The 18220-nt window shown below is 64.5% G+C and carries 17 protein-coding genes; 14 read left to right on the top strand and 3 right to left on the bottom strand.

Annotated features, from left to right (window positions below; genetic code table 11):
• The first annotated feature begins 18 nt into the window (after window positions 1-18).
• The 3 genes from ASG57_RS04705 (at window position 19) to ASG57_RS04695 (ending at window position 2613) form a co-directional block, all read left to right on the top strand.
• Window positions 19-510 carry a GNAT family N-acetyltransferase gene (locus ASG57_RS04705; protein ID WP_024338341.1) on the top strand — a complete coding sequence of 164 codons (492 nt, stop codon included), beginning with the start codon at window positions 19-21 and terminating at the stop codon, window positions 508-510.
• Window positions 507-2105, top strand: coding sequence for a citramalate synthase (gene cimA, locus ASG57_RS04700; RefSeq protein WP_057195770.1), 1599 nt, complete (start codon window positions 507-509; stop codon window positions 2103-2105). The genes ASG57_RS04705 and cimA overlap by 4 nt, the downstream gene beginning before the upstream one ends.
• A gap of 130 nt (window positions 2106-2235) precedes the next feature.
• Window positions 2236-2613: a VOC family protein gene (locus ASG57_RS04695; protein ID WP_024338339.1), complete on the top strand. Its 378-nt coding sequence runs from the start codon at window positions 2236-2238 to the stop codon at window positions 2611-2613.
• Window positions 2614-2621: 8 nt separating this feature from the next.
• On the opposite strand, the gene ASG57_RS04690 is transcribed toward ASG57_RS04695, so the two are convergent.
• The gene (locus tag ASG57_RS04690; protein WP_024338338.1) at window positions 2622-3227 is read right to left on the bottom strand and encodes an LOG family protein; all 606 of its coding nucleotides are present in this window, start codon (window positions 3225-3227) and stop codon (window positions 2622-2624) included.
• Window positions 3228-3428: 201 nt separating this feature from the next.
• Between ASG57_RS04690 and ASG57_RS04685 the strand changes: the two genes are divergently transcribed.
• The 4 genes from ASG57_RS04685 (at window position 3429) to ASG57_RS04670 (ending at window position 7967) form a co-directional block, all read left to right on the top strand.
• Window positions 3429-5387 carry an ABCB family ABC transporter ATP-binding protein/permease gene (locus ASG57_RS04685; protein ID WP_024338337.1) on the top strand — a complete coding sequence of 653 codons (1959 nt, stop codon included), beginning with the start codon at window positions 3429-3431 and terminating at the stop codon, window positions 5385-5387.
• Window positions 5388-5458: 71 nt separating this feature from the next.
• Window positions 5459-6163 carry a phosphatidylserine decarboxylase gene (locus ASG57_RS04680; protein WP_283805266.1) on the top strand — a complete coding sequence of 235 codons (705 nt, stop codon included), beginning with the start codon at window positions 5459-5461 and terminating at the stop codon, window positions 6161-6163.
• Window positions 6164-6242: 79 nt separating this feature from the next.
• Window positions 6243-7124, top strand: coding sequence for a CDP-alcohol phosphatidyltransferase family protein (locus ASG57_RS04675; protein ID WP_024338335.1), 882 nt, complete (start codon window positions 6243-6245; stop codon window positions 7122-7124).
• A gap of 123 nt (window positions 7125-7247) precedes the next feature.
• A complete protein-coding gene (locus ASG57_RS04670) occupies window positions 7248-7967 on the top strand; it encodes an RraA family protein (RefSeq protein WP_024338334.1) in 720 nt (239 codons plus the stop codon).
• A gap of 85 nt (window positions 7968-8052) precedes the next feature.
• Here the strand turns inward: ASG57_RS04670 and ASG57_RS04665 are convergent, their stop codons facing one another.
• Window positions 8053-8346, bottom strand: a complete 294-nt coding sequence (locus ASG57_RS04665; RefSeq protein ID WP_024338333.1) for a hypothetical protein — start codon at window positions 8344-8346, stop codon at window positions 8053-8055.
• Between the two features lie 301 nt (window positions 8347-8647).
• On the opposite strand from ASG57_RS04665, the gene ASG57_RS04660 reads away from it, so the two are divergent.
• From ASG57_RS04660 to ASG57_RS04630, 7 genes are all read left to right on the top strand, one after another.
• On the top strand, window positions 8648-9421 hold the full coding sequence (locus ASG57_RS04660) for a motility protein A (protein ID WP_024338332.1): 774 nt from the start codon (window positions 8648-8650) through the stop codon (window positions 9419-9421).
• Between the two features lie 22 nt (window positions 9422-9443).
• Complete coding sequence (locus ASG57_RS04655; protein ID WP_024338331.1) at window positions 9444-10274, top strand: OmpA/MotB family protein; 831 nt, start codon at window positions 9444-9446, stop codon at window positions 10272-10274.
• 173 nt (window positions 10275-10447) lie between these two features.
• Complete coding sequence (locus ASG57_RS04650) at window positions 10448-12349, top strand: potassium transporter Kup (protein ID WP_024338330.1); 1902 nt, start codon at window positions 10448-10450, stop codon at window positions 12347-12349.
• A 137-nt stretch (window positions 12350-12486) separates the two neighbouring features.
• Window positions 12487-14418, top strand: a complete 1932-nt coding sequence (locus ASG57_RS04645) for a potassium transporter Kup (protein WP_057195769.1) — start codon at window positions 12487-12489, stop codon at window positions 14416-14418.
• Between the two features lie 157 nt (window positions 14419-14575).
• Window positions 14576-14902 (top strand): rhodanese-like domain-containing protein, encoded by a 327-nt coding sequence (locus tag ASG57_RS04640; protein ID WP_024338328.1) that lies wholly within the window; start codon window positions 14576-14578, stop codon window positions 14900-14902.
• Window positions 14903-14910: 8 nt separating this feature from the next.
• A complete protein-coding gene (locus ASG57_RS04635; protein WP_024338327.1) occupies window positions 14911-16089 on the top strand; it encodes an aminotransferase in 1179 nt (392 codons plus the stop codon).
• Window positions 16090-16096: 7 nt separating this feature from the next.
• Window positions 16097-17215, top strand: a complete 1119-nt coding sequence (locus tag ASG57_RS04630) for a polyamine ABC transporter substrate-binding protein (protein ID WP_024338326.1) — start codon at window positions 16097-16099, stop codon at window positions 17213-17215.
• Between the two features lie 72 nt (window positions 17216-17287).
• On the opposite strand, the gene ASG57_RS04625 is transcribed toward ASG57_RS04630, so the two are convergent.
• On the bottom strand, window positions 17288-18220 hold the full coding sequence (locus ASG57_RS04625) for a lipid A biosynthesis lauroyl acyltransferase (RefSeq protein ID WP_024338325.1): 933 nt from the start codon (window positions 18218-18220) through the stop codon (window positions 17288-17290).

Raw genomic sequence — 18220 nt, 5'->3', positions numbered from 1 at the left:
CGGAATGTGGTGAACACGATGGCACAAGCGCATCCCAAGCCCGGCTTGCGGCCCTTCCTGCCTGCTGACGTGCCGGTGCTTGCCGCGATCTTCGCCGCCAGCATCGCGGAATTGACCGGCGATGACTACAGCGAGGCGCAGCAGGAAGCCTGGATGGCGGCGGCCGAGGACGAGGAGTTTGGGAAGCGGCTTGCGGCCGACCTCACGCTGATCGCGACGCTCGAGGGCTCGCCCGTCGGCTTCGCCTCGCTGCGCGGCAACGATCACATTCACATGCTCTATGTGCATCCGGCCGTGGCCGGGCAGGGCATCGCGACCATGCTGGTCGACGCGCTGGAGAAGCTTGCGGGCGGCCGCGGCGCGCAAAGCCTTTCGGTCGATGCCAGCGACACCGCGCAGGGCTTCTTCGCCAAGCGAGGCTACACTGCCCAGCAGCGCAACAGCGTCACCATCAACGACGAGTGGCTCGCCAACACCACGATGAAGAAGGCGCTCGGAGCGGGGCAATGAGCAAGGAGCGGCTCTACCTGTTCGACACCACGCTGCGCGACGGGGCGCAGACCAACGGCGTCGATTTCACGCTGGCCGACAAGCAGGTCATCGCGGCGATGCTCGACGATCTCGGCATCGACTATGTCGAGGGCGGCTATCCCGGCGCCAATCCGCTGGACAGCAAATTCTTCGCGACCAAGCCGAAGCTCAATCATGCGCGCTTTGCCGCGTTCGGCATGACGCGGCGGGCAGGGCGCTCCGTCTCCAACGACCCCGGTGTCGCCGGCCTCCTGGAGGCCAAGGCGGATGCGATCTGCTTCGTGGCGAAGTCGTCGGCCTATCAGGTTCGCGTCGCGCTGGAGACGACGAAAGAGGAGAACCTCGCCTCGATCCGCGACAGCGTCGCGGCCGCGAAGGCCGCCGGCCGCGAGGTGATGCTCGACTGCGAGCACTTTTTCGACGGCTACAAGGAAGACCCGGGATTCGCGCTGGCCTGCGCCAAAGCGGCCTATGAGGCTGGTGCGCGCTGGGTGGTGCTCTGCGACACCAATGGCGGCACCATGCCTGATGAGGTCGAGGCCATCGTCAGAGAGGTGACGACGCACATCCCGGGGGATCATGTCGGCATCCACGCCCATAACGACACGGAGCAGGCGGTAGCCAACTCGCTCGCCGCGGTGCGCGCCGGCGCGCGGCAGATCCAGGGCACCCTCAACGGTCTCGGCGAGCGCTGCGGCAACGCCAATCTCTGCTCGCTGATCCCGACGCTGAAGCTCAAGAAGGGTTTTGCCGAATCCTTCGAGATCGGCGTCACGACGGAGAAGCTGGCGACCCTCGTAAAAGTCTCGCGCACGCTCGACGACATGCTCAACCGCGCGCCGAACCGGCATGCTCCTTACGTCGGCGAGAGCGCCTTCGTCACCAAGACCGGCATCCACGCCTCCGCCGTGCTGAAGGATCCGCAGACCTACGAGCACGTGCTGCCGGAACTCGTCGGCAATCATCGCAAGGTGCTGGTGTCCGATCAGGCCGGCCGCTCCAACGTCATCGCCGAGCTCGATCGTGCCGGCATTGCTTACGACAAGAGCGATCCCAAGCTGACGCGCCTCGTCGAGGAATTGAAGGAGCGCGAGGCACAAGGCTACGCCTATGAGTCGGCCAACGCTTCGTTCGAGCTGCTGGCGCGCCGCACGCTCGGCAAGGTACCGCAATATTTCGAGGTCGAGCAATTCGACGTCAACGTCGAGCAGCGCTACAACGCGCTGGGAGAGCGGGTCACCGTTGCGCTCGCGGTCGTCAAGGTCGACGTCGCAGGCGAGCATCTGATCTCGGCCGCCGAAGGCAATGGCCCCGTCAACGCGCTGGACGTCGCCCTGCGCAAGGACCTCGGCAAGTACCAGAAATACATCGAGGGCCTGAGGCTGATCGACTATCGCGTGCGTATCCTCAACGGCGGCACCGGTGCGGTCACGCGCGTGCTGATCGAGAGCGAGGACGAGAACGGCGACCGCTGGACCACAGTGGGCGTGTCCCCGAACATCATCGACGCCTCCTTCCAGGCGCTGATGGATTCGGTGATCTACAAACTGGTGAAGTCGGGGGCGCCGGCGTAAGTATAGCGGGGGCATTCCGGGGCGGTCCGCAGGACCGAACCATGGTGCGCAGTTGCGCACCTGAGAATCTCGAAATTCCGGGTTCACGCTTCGCGTGCCACGGAATGACGGCGGGGGAGGGAGCACGGCCATGATCGACCACATCTCCGTAGGTGTCAGCGATCTCGATCGCGCCGCGAAATTCTACGAGGCGACGCTCGCCGCGCTGGGCCTTTCGCGCCTCGTGACGCGGCCGCGGACGATCGGGTTCGGCAAGACCTATCCGGAGTTCTGGATCAACTTGCGCGAAGGCATGGCGCGTGTCGCGCCGGAGAGCGGCGTGCACATCTGCCTGCGGGCGAAGACGACCAGCGAAGTGGATGCGTTTCACGCAGCGGCGTTGTCCGCGGGCGGCGCCTCCGATGGCTCGCCCGGCGTCCGCCCCCACGACCGCGTGCGTTACTACGCGGCCTTCGTCCTCGATCCCGATGGCAACCGCATCGAAGCGGTGACTTTTCCGCAGGAATAGCAGGCGAGCTACAGCCGCCGCGCCACGTCGGGTGCGAGATCCTGCTCGCTGTCGGGAATCTGTGCAGCCGCGGCGCGCAGCCGCGGAATGATCTCCTCGATCTTGTCCGCCTTCAGGATATCGACGGACAGGCCGGCCCGGATGAACTGGGTTTCGCGCATGTGCGCGACCAGGGAGAATAACGGCTCCCAGAAGCCGTCGACATTGGCGAGCAGCACGGGCTTGGCGTGACGGCCGAGCTGCTGCCAGGTCAGCTGCTCGACCAGCTCCTCCAGCGTGCCGAGCCCGCCGGGCAAAGCGACGAAGGCATCCGAGCGCTCGAACATCAACCGCTTGCGTTCGTGCATGTCGGGCGTGACGACCATTTCCTGCACGCGAGTCAGCGCGTTCTCCCGCATCCGCAGAAAGTCGGGAATGATGCCGGTAACGGTGCCGCCGTGATCCAGCACGGAGGTTGCGACCGCACCCATCAGGCCCAGCGAGCCGCCGCCATAAACGAGGCGGATCTTGCTTTCCGCCAGCGCTTTGCCGAGCGCCTTCGCCGCTTCGATGAAGTTGGGATTGGTTCCAGGGCCGGAGCCGCAATAGACGCAGACGGTTTTGATCGTGCTCATTGATACCATGATGCATTGCAGCGAAGAGGCGTCAAGCCCAATCGGTGATTCGATACTCCCGGAAACCTACCGGTAAATGACGATGAACAATCGAGAATTCGCCATCTGGCGGGGTGCGTTGGCATCAGGAAGGCTCTATATGACGGACGAAAATCGCAAATCGCAGTTGCGCCCGCACCCGGCGGGCTGTCAGGCATCTTGATGGACCAACCTCAATCGTTCGACGGCGCCAACGTTCCTGATCCTCCTGCCGGAGGACCGCAGGCCGGAGGCACGCTAATGGGCACGCTGGCGCATCTGTGGCCCTATATCTGGCCGGGCGATCGCGTCGATCTGAAGATGCGGGTGGTCTGGTCGCTGGTGCTGCTGCTCGCCGCCAAGCTGATCACGCTCGCGGTGCCATTCAGCTTCAAGTGGGCGACGGATGCGCTGACCGGCGCCAATACCGCGCCGGTCGCGGCCGACAACTGGCATCTCTGGGTGATTGCCTCGCCGCTGCTGCTCACCGCGAGCTACGGCGTGATGCGCATCCTGATGGCCGTGCTGACGCAATGGCGCGACGGCATCTTCGCCCGTGTCGCCATGCATGCTGTGCGCAAGCTTGCGACCCTCACCTTCATCCACATGCACGAGCTGTCGCTGCGCTTCCACCTCGAACGCAAGACCGGCGGCCTGACGCGCGTGCTGGAGCGCGGCCGCGAGGGCATCGAGGTCATCGTGCGCATGGTGATCCTGCAACTGATCCCGACCATCGTCGAGGTCTCGCTGCTGCTGGCCGTGCTGCTCTGGCAATTCGACTGGCGTTACGTGGTCGCCACGCTGATCACGGTCACGCTCTATATGTACTACACCTACATCGCGACCGAGTGGCGGATCGGCATCCGCCGCAAGATGAACGATTCCGACACCGAGGCGAACACCAAGGCGATCGACTCGCTGCTCAACTACGAGACCGTGAAGTATTTCAGCGCCGAGGCGCGCGAGGCGCAACGCTATGACAAATCGGTCGAGCGCTACGAAGAGGCGAGCGTCCGCACCTATACTTCGCTCGCGGTGCTCAATACCGGGCAGGCAGTGATCTTCACGCTGGGCCTGACCGCGACCATGCTGATGTGCGCGATGGGCGTGCGCAATGGTACCAACACGGTCGGCGATTTCGTGCTGGTCAACGCCATGATGATCCAGCTCTACCAGCCCCTCAACTTCATGGGCATGGTCTATCGCGAGATCAAGCAGGCGATCATCGACATCGAGAAGATGTTCAGTGTGCTGGGGCGCGAGGCCGAGATCAAGGATGCGCCTGACGCGAAGCCGCTGGTCATCTCCGCCGGCACGGTGCGCTTCGAGGACGTGCGCTTTGCCTATGAGCCGTCGCGGCCGATCCTGAAAGGGATCAGCTTCGAGGTGCCGGCCGGCAAGACGATCGCGATCGTCGGCCCGTCCGGTGCGGGCAAGTCGACGATCTCGCGCCTCCTGTTCCGGCTGTATGACGTCTCCGGCGGCAAGATCCTGATTGACGGCCAGGACATCCGCGACGTCACGCAGGCGAGCCTGCGCGCATCGATCGGCATGGTGCCGCAGGACACCGTGCTGTTCAACGACACCATCCGCTACAACATCCGCTACGGTCGCTGGGACGCCAGCGATGCCGAAGTCGAGGAAGCGGCGCGGCTGGCGCAGATCGATCATTTCATCCGCATGGCGCCGAAGGGTTACGAGACCCAGGTGGGCGAGCGCGGCCTGAAGCTGTCAGGCGGCGAGAAGCAGCGCGTCGCGATCGCGCGCACGGTGCTCAAGGCGCCGCCGATCCTGGTGCTGGACGAGGCGACATCGGCGCTCGACACCCACACCGAGCACGAGATCCAGGGTGCGCTCGACCGCGTGGCAAAGAACCGCACCTCGCTGGTGATCGCGCACCGTCTTTCGACCATCGTCGGCGCCGACGAGATCATCGTGTTGGATCAGGGACGCATCGCCGAGCGCGGCACCCACGCGAAGCTGCTGGCGCAGGGCGGTCTCTATGCGAGCATGTGGAACAGGCAGCGCGAGGCCGAGGCGGCGCGCGAGAAGCTGGCCAGGATGGCTGACAGCAGCGAGGCACCCAACCGGCAGCCGCCGCCGGTCGATGATGTCCTGACGAGGCCTGCGGCGGTGGAGTGATCTTGTCTCGGGTCCCAAGTCTGGCCTAAACAAGCGCGCGCGACGACCCGCCATTAAACTCCGACCGGCAGATAGCGATGTCCATTCTCGATTCGATCCAGCGTCAGATCCCGCCGATCCACAAGGAGGGCTATCCCTTCATCGGTGGCTTTGCGCTGGCAAGCCTGCTCCTGTTCTGGCTGTGGTCGCCATTGGGGTGGATCGGCACGATCCTCACCGTTTGGTGCGCGCTGTTCTTCCGCGACCCCGTCCGCGTGACACCCGTCCGTGAAGGGCTGGTTGTTTCGCCCGCCGACGGCCGCGTCTCGATGATCACCATGGCGCTGCCGCCGGCCGAACTCGGCCTCGGCGACCGGCCGTTGCCGCGCATTTCGGTGTTCATGAGCGTGTTCAATTGCCACGTCAATCGCGCGCCCGTAGCTGGCAGGGTGGACCGCATCGCGTACCGTCCGGGTCTCTTCATCAACGCCGAGCTCGACAAGGCGAGCGAGGATAATGAGCGCAACTCGCTGGTGATCACGACGCCGACGGCGCGGATCGGCGTTGTCCAGATCGCCGGCCTCGTCGCCAAGCGCATCGTCTGCTTCGTCAAGGAGGGACAGTCGATCGGCGCCGGCGAGCGCTTCGGCCTGATCCGCTTCGGCTCGCGCCTCGACGTCTATTTGCCCGTGGGCACCAAGGCGCTGGTCTCGGAAGGGCAGACCGCGATTGCCGGAGAGACGATCCTGGCCGACCTTGCCGGCGACGACCCGAGCCGGGTCTACCGCACCAATTGACCGATAGTCGGTGCTTGCAGGCCTTCCGCCGCAATGGCGGAGGGAGGCGTGACTTGCTATATCTCGCTCGAGGTGAGCAATGACGCCCTATGACTTCAAATATCCCGATGCACGCCGCCGGCGGTTCCGACCGATCCCGGTGCGGATGCTGGTCCCCAACGTCATCACCCTGCTGGCGATTTGCGCCGGCCTGACCTCGATCCGCCTGTCGATCGAGGGGCGGATGTCGCTCGCCGTCTACGCCATCGTGTTCGCCGCGGCGCTCGACGGCATCGACGGCCGCATCGCCCGCATGATCAAGGGGCAGTCCAAGTTCGGCGCCGAACTCGACAGCCTCGCGGATTTCGTCAATTTCGGCGTGGCGCCCGGCCTGATGCTGTATTTCTGGCAGCTGCACGAGCTCGGCAATGCCGGCTGGATCGCTGCGATGGTATTCGCAATCTCCGGCGGCCTGCGTCTCGCGCGCTTCAACGCCACCATGGATGATCCGAACAAGCCGGCCTTCGCGGCCAATTTCTTTACCGGCGTGCCGGCGCCGGCCGGCGCAATCACGGTGCTTCTGCCGATCTACATCGCGTTCCTCGATCTCGGCCGCACCCCTGTGGCGGTGACGGCGGCCTATACGCTTCTGATCGCCTTTCTGATGGTGTCGCGCCTGCCGGTATTCTCCGGCAAGACCAAGCGCATGCGCGTGCCGCCGGAGCTGGTGCTGCCCGCGTTCGTCGCCGTGATCGTTTTCATCGCGCTCCTGATTGCCTATCCCTGGCATGTGCTGTCGATTGGCACGGTGCTTTATCTGCTCTGCCTGCCGCTCGGCTACAAATCCTACCGCGACCAGGCGCGCGCGCTGCAAGCCGCCGCGCCTGCGGAAGGGGAAGTCTCGTCACCTCCTTCTGCGCCGACGCTGTCGAACCTGTCGGAGCCGCCGCAGGATGACGACCGGCCCGGTCGGCTGCACTGAGCGTTCTTCGCGGATATCTGCCATGAGGCCTGCCTGAGTTGGGTCGGAGCCCGATCTCGGCTATATCGCCCGTGTGACGGCGGCATCGCGCAATCAATCGCCGCCAATCTGGGAGAGAACGCCGTGACTGATACCGCGACCGGGCCGCTGCCCGCTTCCGTCCTCGAGGCACTGGGCCGCTACGATACGCCGACGATCTGCAATGCCATGGAGATCGTGGCGCCCGAGCGACGGTTGATCGGCTACACCACCAAGCAACTGGTCTGTCCGTTCCCCGATTTGCCGCCGATCGTCGGATATGCCCGCACGGTGACCATCCGTTCGGTGTTGAAATCCTCGCTTCCCGCCGAGGAGCAGTCCAAGCGCCGCATCCAGTATTACGAGTATGTCGGCACCGGGCACGGTCCGCGCATCTCGGTGATCCAGGACATCGACGGTCCTGATGTCGGCTATGGCGCGTTCTGGGGCGAGGTGCAGAGCAACGTGCACAAGGCGCTCGGCTGCCTCGGCGTCATCACCGACGGCTCGATCCGAGACATCCCGCAATGGGCGCCCGGCTTCCAGGCACTGGCCGGCTCGATCGGCCCGTCGCACGCCTGGGTGCATGCCGAGAATTTTGGCGGGGAGGTGCGCGTTGCCGGCATGACCGTGAGGTCGGACGACCTGATCCATGCCGACCAGCACGGCGCCATCGTGATCCCGCTCGAGGTCGCGGCAAAGCTGCCCGAGGCTGCCGAGCTCTGCGGCCGCCGTGAAACGCCGATCCTGGAGATTGCCCGCAGCCCCGACTTCTCTCTGGAGAAGCTGAAGGCCGCGCTGAAGCGCTCGGCGGAGATCCATTGAAGCGTGATGAGATCAGGATCGATCGGGTGTGTCGGAACGGAAACCGCTGCACATTCTTTCAGATCAGGCTCCAGGCAGGGACGACCTACGGCCGCGACGCCGGCCGCGGGTCGCCTTGTTCCGTCAGAAACAGGACCGCCTGGTCCGGCTCGCCGAACATCGCTGCGGCGCATCCAATCAGGGTGAACCCGCCGGCGAGGTCCAACAGGGTGATGCTGTCCGCATTGTCCGGGATGGGAATCAGGCGCGCCAAGATCACGGCGAAAGCCGCCTCTGCAAAGAGCACGAGGCTGAAGACCGGCAGGACGAGCTCCGGTTCGAGCAGGTGAAGTGCCAGCACCGCCGGCAGCGCAGTAAGAACACTGAACAGCGTCAACATCGCGACGGCTCCGGCGATCCAGCATGCGACCGGCCTTCAGAATAGCAATTCATCCCCCGTTCCGGATGTGGCGCAGGGCCGCAGCCGAACCGTGGGCCGACGCTATCTGCATGGTTAGCGAAGTGTTGAGATTCCTGTCGCTGGACGGCAATTGCGGTGTTCGCAGCGGCGGATGCCGCGCTGTCCGGACTTAACCTTTACGCGGCTTTAAGGGCGGGGCTCTAGGGTCCTGCGATGCGGTTCGGGTTGGGCCGCGTCAGCGGCCAGGACAGCCGTTGTTGCGTACGTGTTGGAGTCAGTAATGGATATCGCAACACTTGTCGGCTTGGTGGCGGGCGCCACTGTGGTGTCGACCCTGATCTTGATGGGCGGCAGCTTCGGGATGTTTTACGACATCCACGCCGTCATCGTCATCTTCGGCGGCTCGTTCGCCGCAACAATGATCCGCTTTCCACTGTCTGCGATGATCCACGGCGTGCCGCTCGGCGCGAAGTTTGCCTTTACCCTGAGCCGCCTTTCGGCCCACGACCTCGTCGACGAGCTCGCCCGCATCGCCGAAATCGCCCGCAAGCAGGGCCCGGTCGGACTGGAAAAGGTCGAGACGGACGAGCCGTTCCTCGCCAAGGGCATCCGCTACGTCGCCGACGGCTACGATCTCGATTTCATTCGCGACAATCTGGAGCGCGACCGCGACAACTTCCTGATGCACCTCGACGAAGGCAGCAAGATCTATCGCGCCGTCGGTGACTGCGCTCCGGCGTTCGGCATGATCGGCACGCTGCTTGGCATGGTGCAGATGTTCTCCAACATGTCGGATCCTTCCAAGCTCGGTCCGTTCATGGCCACCGCGTTGCTGGCGACGCTCTACGGCGCCGTCGTCGCCAACCTGATCTGCTTGCCGATCGCAGACAAGCTGCACGGCAAGCTGCTGGACGAAGAGACGAACCGCACCCTGATCATCGACGGCATCCTGATGATCCGCGACTCCAAGAGCCCAACGCTCGTGCGCGAAATGCTGCTGGCCTATCTGCCGGAGAAGCATCGTCACACCGAAGGCGAGCCGGTGCCGGCTTGAGGCCGCCGCCGGGATTTGAGAGATGGCCAAGAAAAAGCGCGGCGATGCTCACGGCGGCGGCCACGGCTGGTTCGTAACCTTCGCCGACCTGATGGCGCTGCTGCTGGCGTTCTTCGTGATGCTGGTCGCGTTCTCGACACAGGATGCCAACAAGCTCAAGATCGTCGCGGGCTCGATGCGCGAGGCGTTCGGCGTGCAGACCGAAGCGCGCTACTCGGGCATCGTCGAATCCGACGGCCTGCCGACGCGTCCGCGGCTCAAGAACGTCGACCACATCCAGCCCGAAGATTCGTCCAACACGCCGACGCCGGATCAGGAGGATCGCGAGAAGACCTCCGGCGCCAAGATCAAGGTCGACCGCAATTTCGCCCTGGCCGCAGCCTCGCTGCGCCAGGCGTTGCAGGACATGCCGGAGCTGACCGAGATGTCCAAGCACATCATGTTCGAGGAAACCAAGCAGGGCCTCAATCTCGAGATCGTCGACCAGGACGGCCGCTCGATGTTCGCCGACGGCTCCAAGGTGCCTTACGACCGCACGCGGCGCCTGGTCGAGAAGCTAGCGATCCCACTCAAGGCCACCCCGCTGCGGGTTTCCATCACCGGCCACACCGCGGCCGGATTCGTGCCGACCCGCAGCGACTACGGCGCCTTCGACCTGTCGGCAGACCGCGCCAACGCCGTGCGACAGATCCTCGAACGCGAAGGCCTGCCGCCGTCGCACATCTTCGCCGTCTCGGGCAAGGCGGATACGCAGCCGCTGTTTCCGGACGATCCCTCGCTCGCTGCCAACCGTCGGGTGACCATCACCCTGATGCGTGAAGATCCGCCGCTGCCGCCCAATCTGAAGCCGTGACCCTCTTGCACTACGATTATACCTGAGACATGTCGTCGCGCGGGCGACAAGCGTGGCCGCACCGTCACAGCATCCGTCTCAAGGCCTGCTAAGGTGGGGGGCCGATTGACACGCGCGCGGGAAGCGTCAAAAGGCGCCGGATCAATTCAGGGACGGAAGCGTTTTTCACCCCCATGACGGCGAGCATCACATCGACCGAGACCCAGGACGGGCAACCGGTCAAAACAGGCTTTTGGGCCCTTACGCTCGGGAGCATCGGCGTCGTCTTCGGGGATATCGGCACCTCGCCGCTCTATGCATTCCACGAGGCGGTCAAGGGCGCGGCCCATGGCGAGCCGGTGTCGCGGGTCATCGTGCTGGGCGTGCTCTCGCTGATTCTGTGGGCGCTGCTGATCGTCGTCACCGCCAAATACGTGCTGCTGCTGCTGCGCGCCGACAATAACGGGGAGGGCGGCACGCTGTCGCTGATGGCGCTCGGCCAGCGCGCGCTCGGGCGACGAAGCTGGGTTCTGCTCGCGCTCGGTGTGGTCGGCGCTTCCATGTTCATCGGCGATTCCATGATCACGCCGGCGATCTCGGTGCTGTCGGCAGTGCAGGGCCTCAAGCTGGCAACGCCCGCGCTCGAGCACTATGTGGTGCCGCTGACCGTCCTCATCCTGGTGCTGCTGTTCGCGGTCCAGAGCAAGGGAACCGCCCTGGTCGCATCGGCCTTCGGGCCGGTGATGGTCGTCTGGTTCGCCGTGATTGCGGTGATGGGGGCAGTGCACATTGCCGACGACCCCACCGTGCTCGCGGCAATCAATCCCTATTACGCGGTGCAATTCGTGCTGTCGCACGGCATCATCGGCCTCGTCACGCTTGGCGCCGTGTTTCTGGCGGTGACCGGCGGCGAGGCGCTTTATGCCGATCTCGGCCATTTCGGGCGCAAGCCGATCCAGTCGGCGTGGATGTTCTTCGTGCTGCCGGCCCTCTTGATCAACTATTTCGGGCAGGGGGCGCTCGTGCTGTCCGATCCCAGCGCGATCGAACATTCCTTCTACCGCATGGTGCCCGACAGCCTGGTGCTGCCGCTGGTCGGACTTGCGACGGCGGCAACCGTGATCGCGAGCCAAGCGGTGATCACGGGCGCCTATTCGCTGGTCTATCAGGCCGTGCAGCTCGGTCTCTTGCCGCGTTTCGAGGTGCGTTACACCTCCGAATCCCACGCCGGCCAGATCTATCTGCCCCGCGTCAACCGCCTGTTGCTGATCGGCGTGATGCTGCTGGTGCTGCTGTTCCACACCCCCAGCAATCTGGCCTCGGCCTACGGCATTGCCGTCTCCACCACCATGGTCGTCGACGGCATCATGGGTTTCGTCGTGATCTGGAAGCTGTGGAACTGGCGCGCGGCAACGGCCGCAGCCGTGATCGTGCCCTTCGTGATCGTCGATTTGAGCTTCTTCAGCGCCAACCTGCTCAAGCTGCTCGACGGCGCCTGGGTGCCGCTGCTGTTCGGCGTCGTCATGGCAGGGACGATCTGGACTTGGCGCAAGGGGTCCGGAATCCTGATCCAGAAGACGCGACGGATCGAGGTGCCGCTGGACGATCTGGTCGGCAGCCTGGAGAAGCGGCCGCCGCATATCGTCAAGGGCACGGCGGTGTTCCTGACCAGCGATCCCGCCTTCGTACCGACCGCGCTTCTGCACAATCTCAAGCACAACAAGGTGCTGCACGAGCACAACGTGATCCTGACCATCGAGACCGCGCACACGCCGAGGGTCGATCTGTCGGAGCGGTTCCGGATGGAGAAGATCAGCGACAAGTTCTCCAAGGTCCGTCTGCGCTTCGGCTATATGGAGCAGCCGAACGTGCCCAAGGCGCTTGCGATCGCGCGCAAGCAGGGCTGGCAATTCGACATCATGTCGACATCCTTCTTCGTGTCGCGAAGGTCGCTGAAGGCATCGGCGCAGTCGGGCATGCCGCTGTGGCAGGACCATTTGTTCATCGCGCTGAGCCGGTCCGCCAACGATGCCACCGACTACTTCCAGATTCCCACCGGGCGGGTGGTTGAAGTCGGAACCCAGGTCACCATCTAAGTGCATCGGCAAAGCCATGCATATCTGCATGGCTCCGGCCCGCAAACAGGCTAGGCCATGCCGCTGGCGCAAGACTATAAGCCGCGCGCTCTTCCGCCGTTGTGCCGTGAAGCATTTTGAGGCCACTGGGCTCTCCCATGACAACCGACGTAGCAGCAGTTCCTGCCCCGGAAACGGCGGTGGCCAATGGGCATGGCGAGGCCCACACAACGGCCCGTTTCGGTGCACTGACCCTCGGCAGCATCGGCGTCGTCTATGGCGACATCGGCACCAGCCCGCTCTACGCGTTCCGCGAGGCCGTGATGGCGGCCTCGGGTGCGGAGGGATTGCCGACGCCGGCAGCCGTGCTCGGTGTGCTCTCCCTGATCCTATGGGCGCTCATCATCGTGGTGACGCTCAAATACGTCGTGATCCTTCTCCGGGCCGACAACAACGGTGAGGGCGGCACCCTGGCGCTGATGGCGCTGGCCCAACGGGCGGTTGGCACCGGCGGGGGAACCATCGTCCTGCTCGGCATCATTTCCGGAGCCCTGTTCTATGGCGATGCCGTGATCACGCCGGCCCTGTCGGTGCTGTCCGCAATCGAGGGCATGAAGGACGTCACCCTGACATTCGAGCCCTATATCGTTCCGCTGACCATCGTGATCCTCGTCTGTCTGTTCGCTGTGCAGTCCCGCGGCACGGCGCGCGTCGCAGCGTTCTTTGGCCCGATCATGTGCGTGTGGTTCGCAGTCATCGCGGCAGCGGCGGTCCATCCGATCATCCAGCAGCCGCAGGTGCTGCTTGCGCTCAACCCGCTCCATGCGGTGTCCTTCATGCTGCACCATGGCATCATCGGCTTCGTGACCCTGGGCGCCGTGTTCCTGGCAGTCACCGGCGCCGAGGCGCTCTATGCCGACCTCGGCCATTTCGGCAAGCGGCCGATCCAGTTTGCCTGGCTCTCCATCGTGCTGCCGTCGCTGGCGCTCAACTATCTAGGGCAAGGGGCGCTTGTCCTCAGCGACCCCGGCGCGATCGTGAGCCCGTTCTTCCAGCTCTTTCCGCAAGGCTTTTTCCGCGGCAGCATGGTCGTGCTGGCCATCGCCGCCACGGTCATCGCGAGCCAGGCCGTCATCACCGGCGCCTATTCGCTGACGCGGCAGGCGATCCAGCTCGGCCTATTGCCGCGCTTCGAAATTCGCCATACGTCGGAAGCTCATTCCGGCCAGATCTTCATCCCCCGCATCAACCAGTTGCTGCTCGTCGCAGTGGTGCTGCTGGTGCTCTTGTTCCGCTCGTCCAGCGCCCTGGCTTCCGCCTACGGCATCTCGGTCACCGGCACCATGGTGGTCACGGCAATGATGGGCTTCGTCGTGATCTGGAAGGGCTGGCGATGGCCGCCGCTCGCCGCCGGGGTGCTGATCGCACCGTTCTTGTTCCTGGATCTGACCTTCCTGACCGCGAACCTCCTGAAGGTGTTCGAGGGCGGCTGGATGCCGCTGGCGCTCGGCGCGCTCATGGTCATCCTGATGTATACGTGGCGGCGCGGCAGCCGTCTGCTGTTCGAGAAGTCGCGCAAGCTCGAATTCCCGCTCGCGGACCTCGTGGCCATGCTGGAGAAACGGCCGCCGCAACGAGTCCCAGGCACCGCGGTGTTCCTGACCTCGGACCCGCTCAGCGCGCCGACCGCGCTGATGCATAGCTTGAAGCACTACAAGGTGCTCCACGAGAAGAATGTCATTCTTACCATCGAGACCGCGCAGACCCCGCGGATCGATCCGGCCGACCGCGTGAGGCTGGAGCAGATCTCGCCGACCTTCTCCAAGGTGACGCTGAAGTTCGGCTTCATGGAATCGCCCAACGTGCCGAAGGCGCTCGCGATCGCCCGCAAGCTGGGCTGGCAGTTCGACATCATGTCGACCTCCTTCTTCCTGTCACGCAGAGCGCTCAAGCCCGCGGCCCATTCCGACATGCCGCGCTGGCAGGACCGGCTGTTCATCTCGCTGAGCCGCTCCGCCAACGACGCCACCGATTATTTTCAGATCCCGAGCGGCCGCGTCGTGGAGGTCGGTACGCAGGTGGCGATCTAGGGCCCGGATTCAAAGCGGACTTCAAGTCGCTGCGATTTAGCTTTAACTTGCGCCGCGCGGCTCAAGCCTTTGTAGCGCTTGATTTTCGTCTCCCGAGAGGCGAGGTTGCCGCCAGCCGGGATCGCCCCGGTGCGCGGCCGCGACGTTGGAGGATGATGTGGCAAATCAAGTGCAGGATCTGACCCCGGACGAGGTCTCCAAAGGTGTCGCGGAAGGACGCTATCTGCTCGTCGACGTTCGCGAGCCGAACGAGGTTCAGGCCGAGGCCTATCCTTTCGGCGTCGTGGTGCCGCTCTCGACCTTCGATCCCAAGGCCATCCCCGATCCCGCAGGCAAGGAGGTCGTGTTCGCCTGCCGTTCGGGCAAGCGCTCGGTGACGGCCTCGCTGGCGGCGCAGGCGGCGGGCCTGCCTTACGACAGGCATCTGGCCGGCGGCATGCTGGCCTGGAAGGCGGCCGGACTCCCGACCAGGCTCGGCGGCTGATCGGCCCGATGTCCAAAAGCTCGTCCCTGAACAAGGTCTTCGCCGATCTTCCCGTCACCATCTTCGAGGCGATGTCGCAGGCCGCGCGCGACAACGAGGCCATCAATCTCGGCCAGGGCTTTCCCGACGATCCCGGCCCCGAGGACATTCGCCGCGCCGCAGCCGAGGCCTCGCTGAACGGCTACAACCAGTACCCGTCGATGATGGGTCTGCCGGAGCTGCGCCAGGCGATCGCGACCCATTATGGCCACTGGCACGGCCTCAAGCTCGACCCGATGAGCGAGGTCATGGTGACCTCCGGCGGCACCGAGGCATTGACCTCGGCGATCCTCGCGGTGGTGCAGCCCGGCGACGAGGTGGTCTGCTTCCAGCCGGTCTATGATTCCTATTTGCCGATCATCCGCCAGGCCGGCGGCATTCCGCGCCTCGTCCGGCTCGAGCCGCCGCACTGGCGCCTGAACGAGGACATGCTGAAGAGCGTGTTCAATTCAAAGACCAAGGCGGTCCTGTTCAACAACCCGCTGAACCCTAGCGCGGTGGTCTATCCGCGCGAGGACCTCGAGCTGCTGGCGCGCTACTGCCAGGAGTTCGACGTGATCGCGATCTGCGACGAGGTGTGGGAGCACGTCACCTTCGACGAGCACAAGCATATCCCGCTGATCACCATCCCCGGCATGCGCGAGCGCACCATCAAGGTCGGCTCGGCCGGCAAGATCTTCTCGCTGACGGGGTGGAAGATCGGCTTCGTCTGCGCCGCGCCGCCGCTGCTCCGCGTCGCCGCCAAGGTGCACCAGTTCCTGACCTTCACCACCGCGCCGAACCTGCAAGTGGCCGTCGCCTACGGCCTCGGCAAATCCGACGACTATTTCCTGTCGATGCGCAAGGATCTGACCCGGAGCAGGGACCGCCTGACCAAGGGCCTCGAGAGCCTCGGCTTCCCCGTGCTGAAGTCGCAGGGCACGTACTTCCTCACCGTCGACCTGTCGCCGCTAGGGCTCAACGAGAGCGACACCGAGTTCTGCTGGCGGATCGTGAAGGATTACAAGGTCGCGGCGATCCCGGTCTCGGCATTCTACGAGCAGGACCCGGTGACCTCAGTGGTGCGCTTCTGTTTTGCCAAGAAGGACCAGACGCTCGATACCGCGCTGGAGCGGCTCTCGGATGCGGTGCGCGGGCGCAAGAGGTAGGAACGAGATGACGAAGGTCGGCCGCTCGGGGTTTCGCCTCGGTCTCGCAATCACCGCGGCGGTGTCGTTCCTTTCCCAGGCGGCCGCCGCCGAGGAGCGCGTCGTCAACTTCTACAACTGGTCCAATTACATAGCGCCTGGCGTCCTCGAAGCCTTCACCAAGGAGACCGGCATCAAGGTGGTCTATGACACCTTCGATGCCAACGAGACGCTGGAGACGCGCCTGATGGCCGGCAAGTCCGGCTATGATGTGGTGGTGCCCACCGCCTATTTCCTGCAGCGCCAGATCAAGGCCAACATCTTCCAGAAGCTCGACAAGTCGAAACTGCCGAACCTCGCCAATGCCTGGCCGATGGTGACCAAGCACCTTGCGACCTACGACCCCGGCAACGTCTACGCCGCCAACTACATGTGGGGCACGACCGGCATCGGTTACAATGTCGCCAAGGTGAAGCAGATCCTCGGGCCCGACGCCAAGATCGACAGCTGGGACATCGTCTTCAAGCCGGAGAACCTGGCAAAATTCAAAGATTGCGGCGTGCACTTGCTGGACTCCGCCGACGACATCTTTCCGGCGGCGCTGAACTGGCTCGGGCTCGATCCGAACTCGACCAAGCAGGCCGACCTCGAGAAAGCAGCGGAGGCCGTGGCAAAAGTCCGGCCCTCCGTACGCAAGTTTCACTCGTCCGAATATCTGAGCGCACTCGCCACCGGCGAGATCTGCTTCGTGGTCGGCTGGTCCGGCGACATCATGCAGGCACGCGCCCGCGCAGCCGAAGCCAAGAACAGCAGCGGCGTCGAGATCGGCTACGCCATCCCGAAGGAAGGCGCGCAGATGTTCTTCGACAATCTCGCGATCCCCGCCGATGCCAAGAACGTCAATGAAGCATACGAGCTGATCAACTATCTCTACCGCCCCGAGGTCGCGGCGAAGAACGCCGACTTCCTGTCCTACGCCAGCGGCAATCTCGCCAGCCAGAAGCTGGTCGATCCGAAGATCCTGAACGACAAGAACATCTATCCGGACGAGGCGACGCTCTCGAAGTTGTTCGTCATCACCGCGCGCGAGCCGGCCACGCAGAGGATCATCAACCGGCTCTGGACCAAGGTGAAGACGGGGCGCTGAGCTGGATTGCCGTCATAGCGAGCGAAAACTCTGGATTGCTTCGTGGCTTCGCTGCTCGCGACGGCGACGTAACTAACGCCACCTTCGATGCAGCCAAAGCCACTGCTCGGGATGCTCGCGCACCCAGCTTTCCACCACGCTGGTGATCGCCTGCGTCGTGCCTTGGATGTCGATCCTGCCCTCCGCATCGCGCACCGGCTTGACCTCTTCGGTCAGTTCGCCGCGGAAACGGCCACCGGGCAGGCGGATGATGCGGACGCCGTGGATCGGGCATTCGACCTGGCGGAGCAGGCGCGCCAGCATCGGATTGGCGCGGGTCTTGCGGCCGAAGAATGTGACCTCGACGCCGCCGGTGAGATACTGGTCGATCAGCATCGCGACGTGCTTGCCGTCCTTCAGCGCCTGGGCGAGCCGGAGCGGGGCGTCACGGCCCGCCGGGATCAGCGTGCCCATGTTGACCTGTCGCATCTCCTGGATGATGCGGTCGGCCGAGGCGATGTTCGGGCGGCGATAGAGGATCGCGGTCTCCAGTCCATGCGCGACGGCGGCGAGCGCCGGCAATTCCCAATTGGCGAGATGCGCAGCGAAGATCAGCGCCGGCTTGCCGTCATCGCGGATCCGGTCGAACAGCTCGATGCTGCGCGGCGACAATTCGATCCGGCTGTTCTCGGGATGGTCGCGGTCGTAGTCCCAGACCTTGTCCATATGGGCGAATTCGGCGCCGACGCGGCCGAGATTGTCCCACACGCCCATCAGGATCTGCTCGATCTCCTCCGGCGATTTCTCCGGAAAGGCAGCGGCGAGATTGGCGCGGCCGATCCGATGCTCGCGCAGGCGCGGGCCGATCGTCTTCACGACGCGCGCGAAGAAGTCGGAGGTCTTGACCGGATCGAAATAGCGCGTGGTGCGCAGCAGGCCGACGGTCGCGGCGCCAATCAGGCTTCCGCCGAGCGATTTGGCAGCCTCGCGCGCGCGGGCCTTCGTGCTCGCAGTCAGCAGCGCCAT

The sequence above is a fragment of the Bradyrhizobium sp. Leaf396 genome (genome assembly GCF_001424605.1).
GTDB lineage: Bacteria > Pseudomonadota > Alphaproteobacteria > Rhizobiales > Xanthobacteraceae > Bradyrhizobium > Bradyrhizobium japonicum_C.
This window is presented reverse-complemented; position numbering and strand designations above follow the sequence as displayed.

What these genes read in the sequence shown, in the direction of transcription:
- ASG57_RS04630 (WP_024338326.1), top strand. Translation starts at nt 16,097, where the DNA reads ATGACGAAGGTCGGCCGCTCGGGGTTTCGCCTCGGTCTCGCAATCACC.
- ASG57_RS04655 (WP_024338331.1), top strand. Translation starts at nt 9,444, where the DNA reads ATGGCCAAGAAAAAGCGCGGCGATGCTCACGGCGGCGGCCACGGCTGG.
- ASG57_RS04645 (WP_057195769.1), top strand. Translation starts at nt 12,487, where the DNA reads ATGACAACCGACGTAGCAGCAGTTCCTGCCCCGGAAACGGCGGTGGCC.
- ASG57_RS04625 (WP_024338325.1), bottom strand. Translation starts at nt 18,220, where the DNA reads ATGGCGCTGCTGACTGCGAGCACGAAGGCCCGCGCGCGCGAGGCTGCC.
- ASG57_RS04685 (WP_024338337.1), top strand. Translation starts at nt 3,429, where the DNA reads ATGGACCAACCTCAATCGTTCGACGGCGCCAACGTTCCTGATCCTCCT.
- ASG57_RS04675 (WP_024338335.1), top strand. Translation starts at nt 6,243, where the DNA reads ATGACGCCCTATGACTTCAAATATCCCGATGCACGCCGCCGGCGGTTC.
- ASG57_RS04650 (WP_024338330.1), top strand. Translation starts at nt 10,448, where the DNA reads ATGACGGCGAGCATCACATCGACCGAGACCCAGGACGGGCAACCGGTC.
- cimA (WP_057195770.1), top strand. Translation starts at nt 507, where the DNA reads ATGAGCAAGGAGCGGCTCTACCTGTTCGACACCACGCTGCGCGACGGG.
- ASG57_RS04665 (WP_024338333.1), bottom strand. Translation starts at nt 8,346, where the DNA reads ATGTTGACGCTGTTCAGTGTTCTTACTGCGCTGCCGGCGGTGCTGGCA.
- ASG57_RS04690 (WP_024338338.1), bottom strand. Translation starts at nt 3,227, where the DNA reads ATGAGCACGATCAAAACCGTCTGCGTCTATTGCGGCTCCGGCCCTGGA.
- ASG57_RS04695 (WP_024338339.1), top strand. Translation starts at nt 2,236, where the DNA reads ATGATCGACCACATCTCCGTAGGTGTCAGCGATCTCGATCGCGCCGCG.
- ASG57_RS04635 (WP_024338327.1), top strand. Translation starts at nt 14,911, where the DNA reads ATGTCCAAAAGCTCGTCCCTGAACAAGGTCTTCGCCGATCTTCCCGTC.
- ASG57_RS04660 (WP_024338332.1), top strand. Translation starts at nt 8,648, where the DNA reads ATGGATATCGCAACACTTGTCGGCTTGGTGGCGGGCGCCACTGTGGTG.
- ASG57_RS04705 (WP_024338341.1), top strand. Translation starts at nt 19, where the DNA reads ATGGCACAAGCGCATCCCAAGCCCGGCTTGCGGCCCTTCCTGCCTGCT.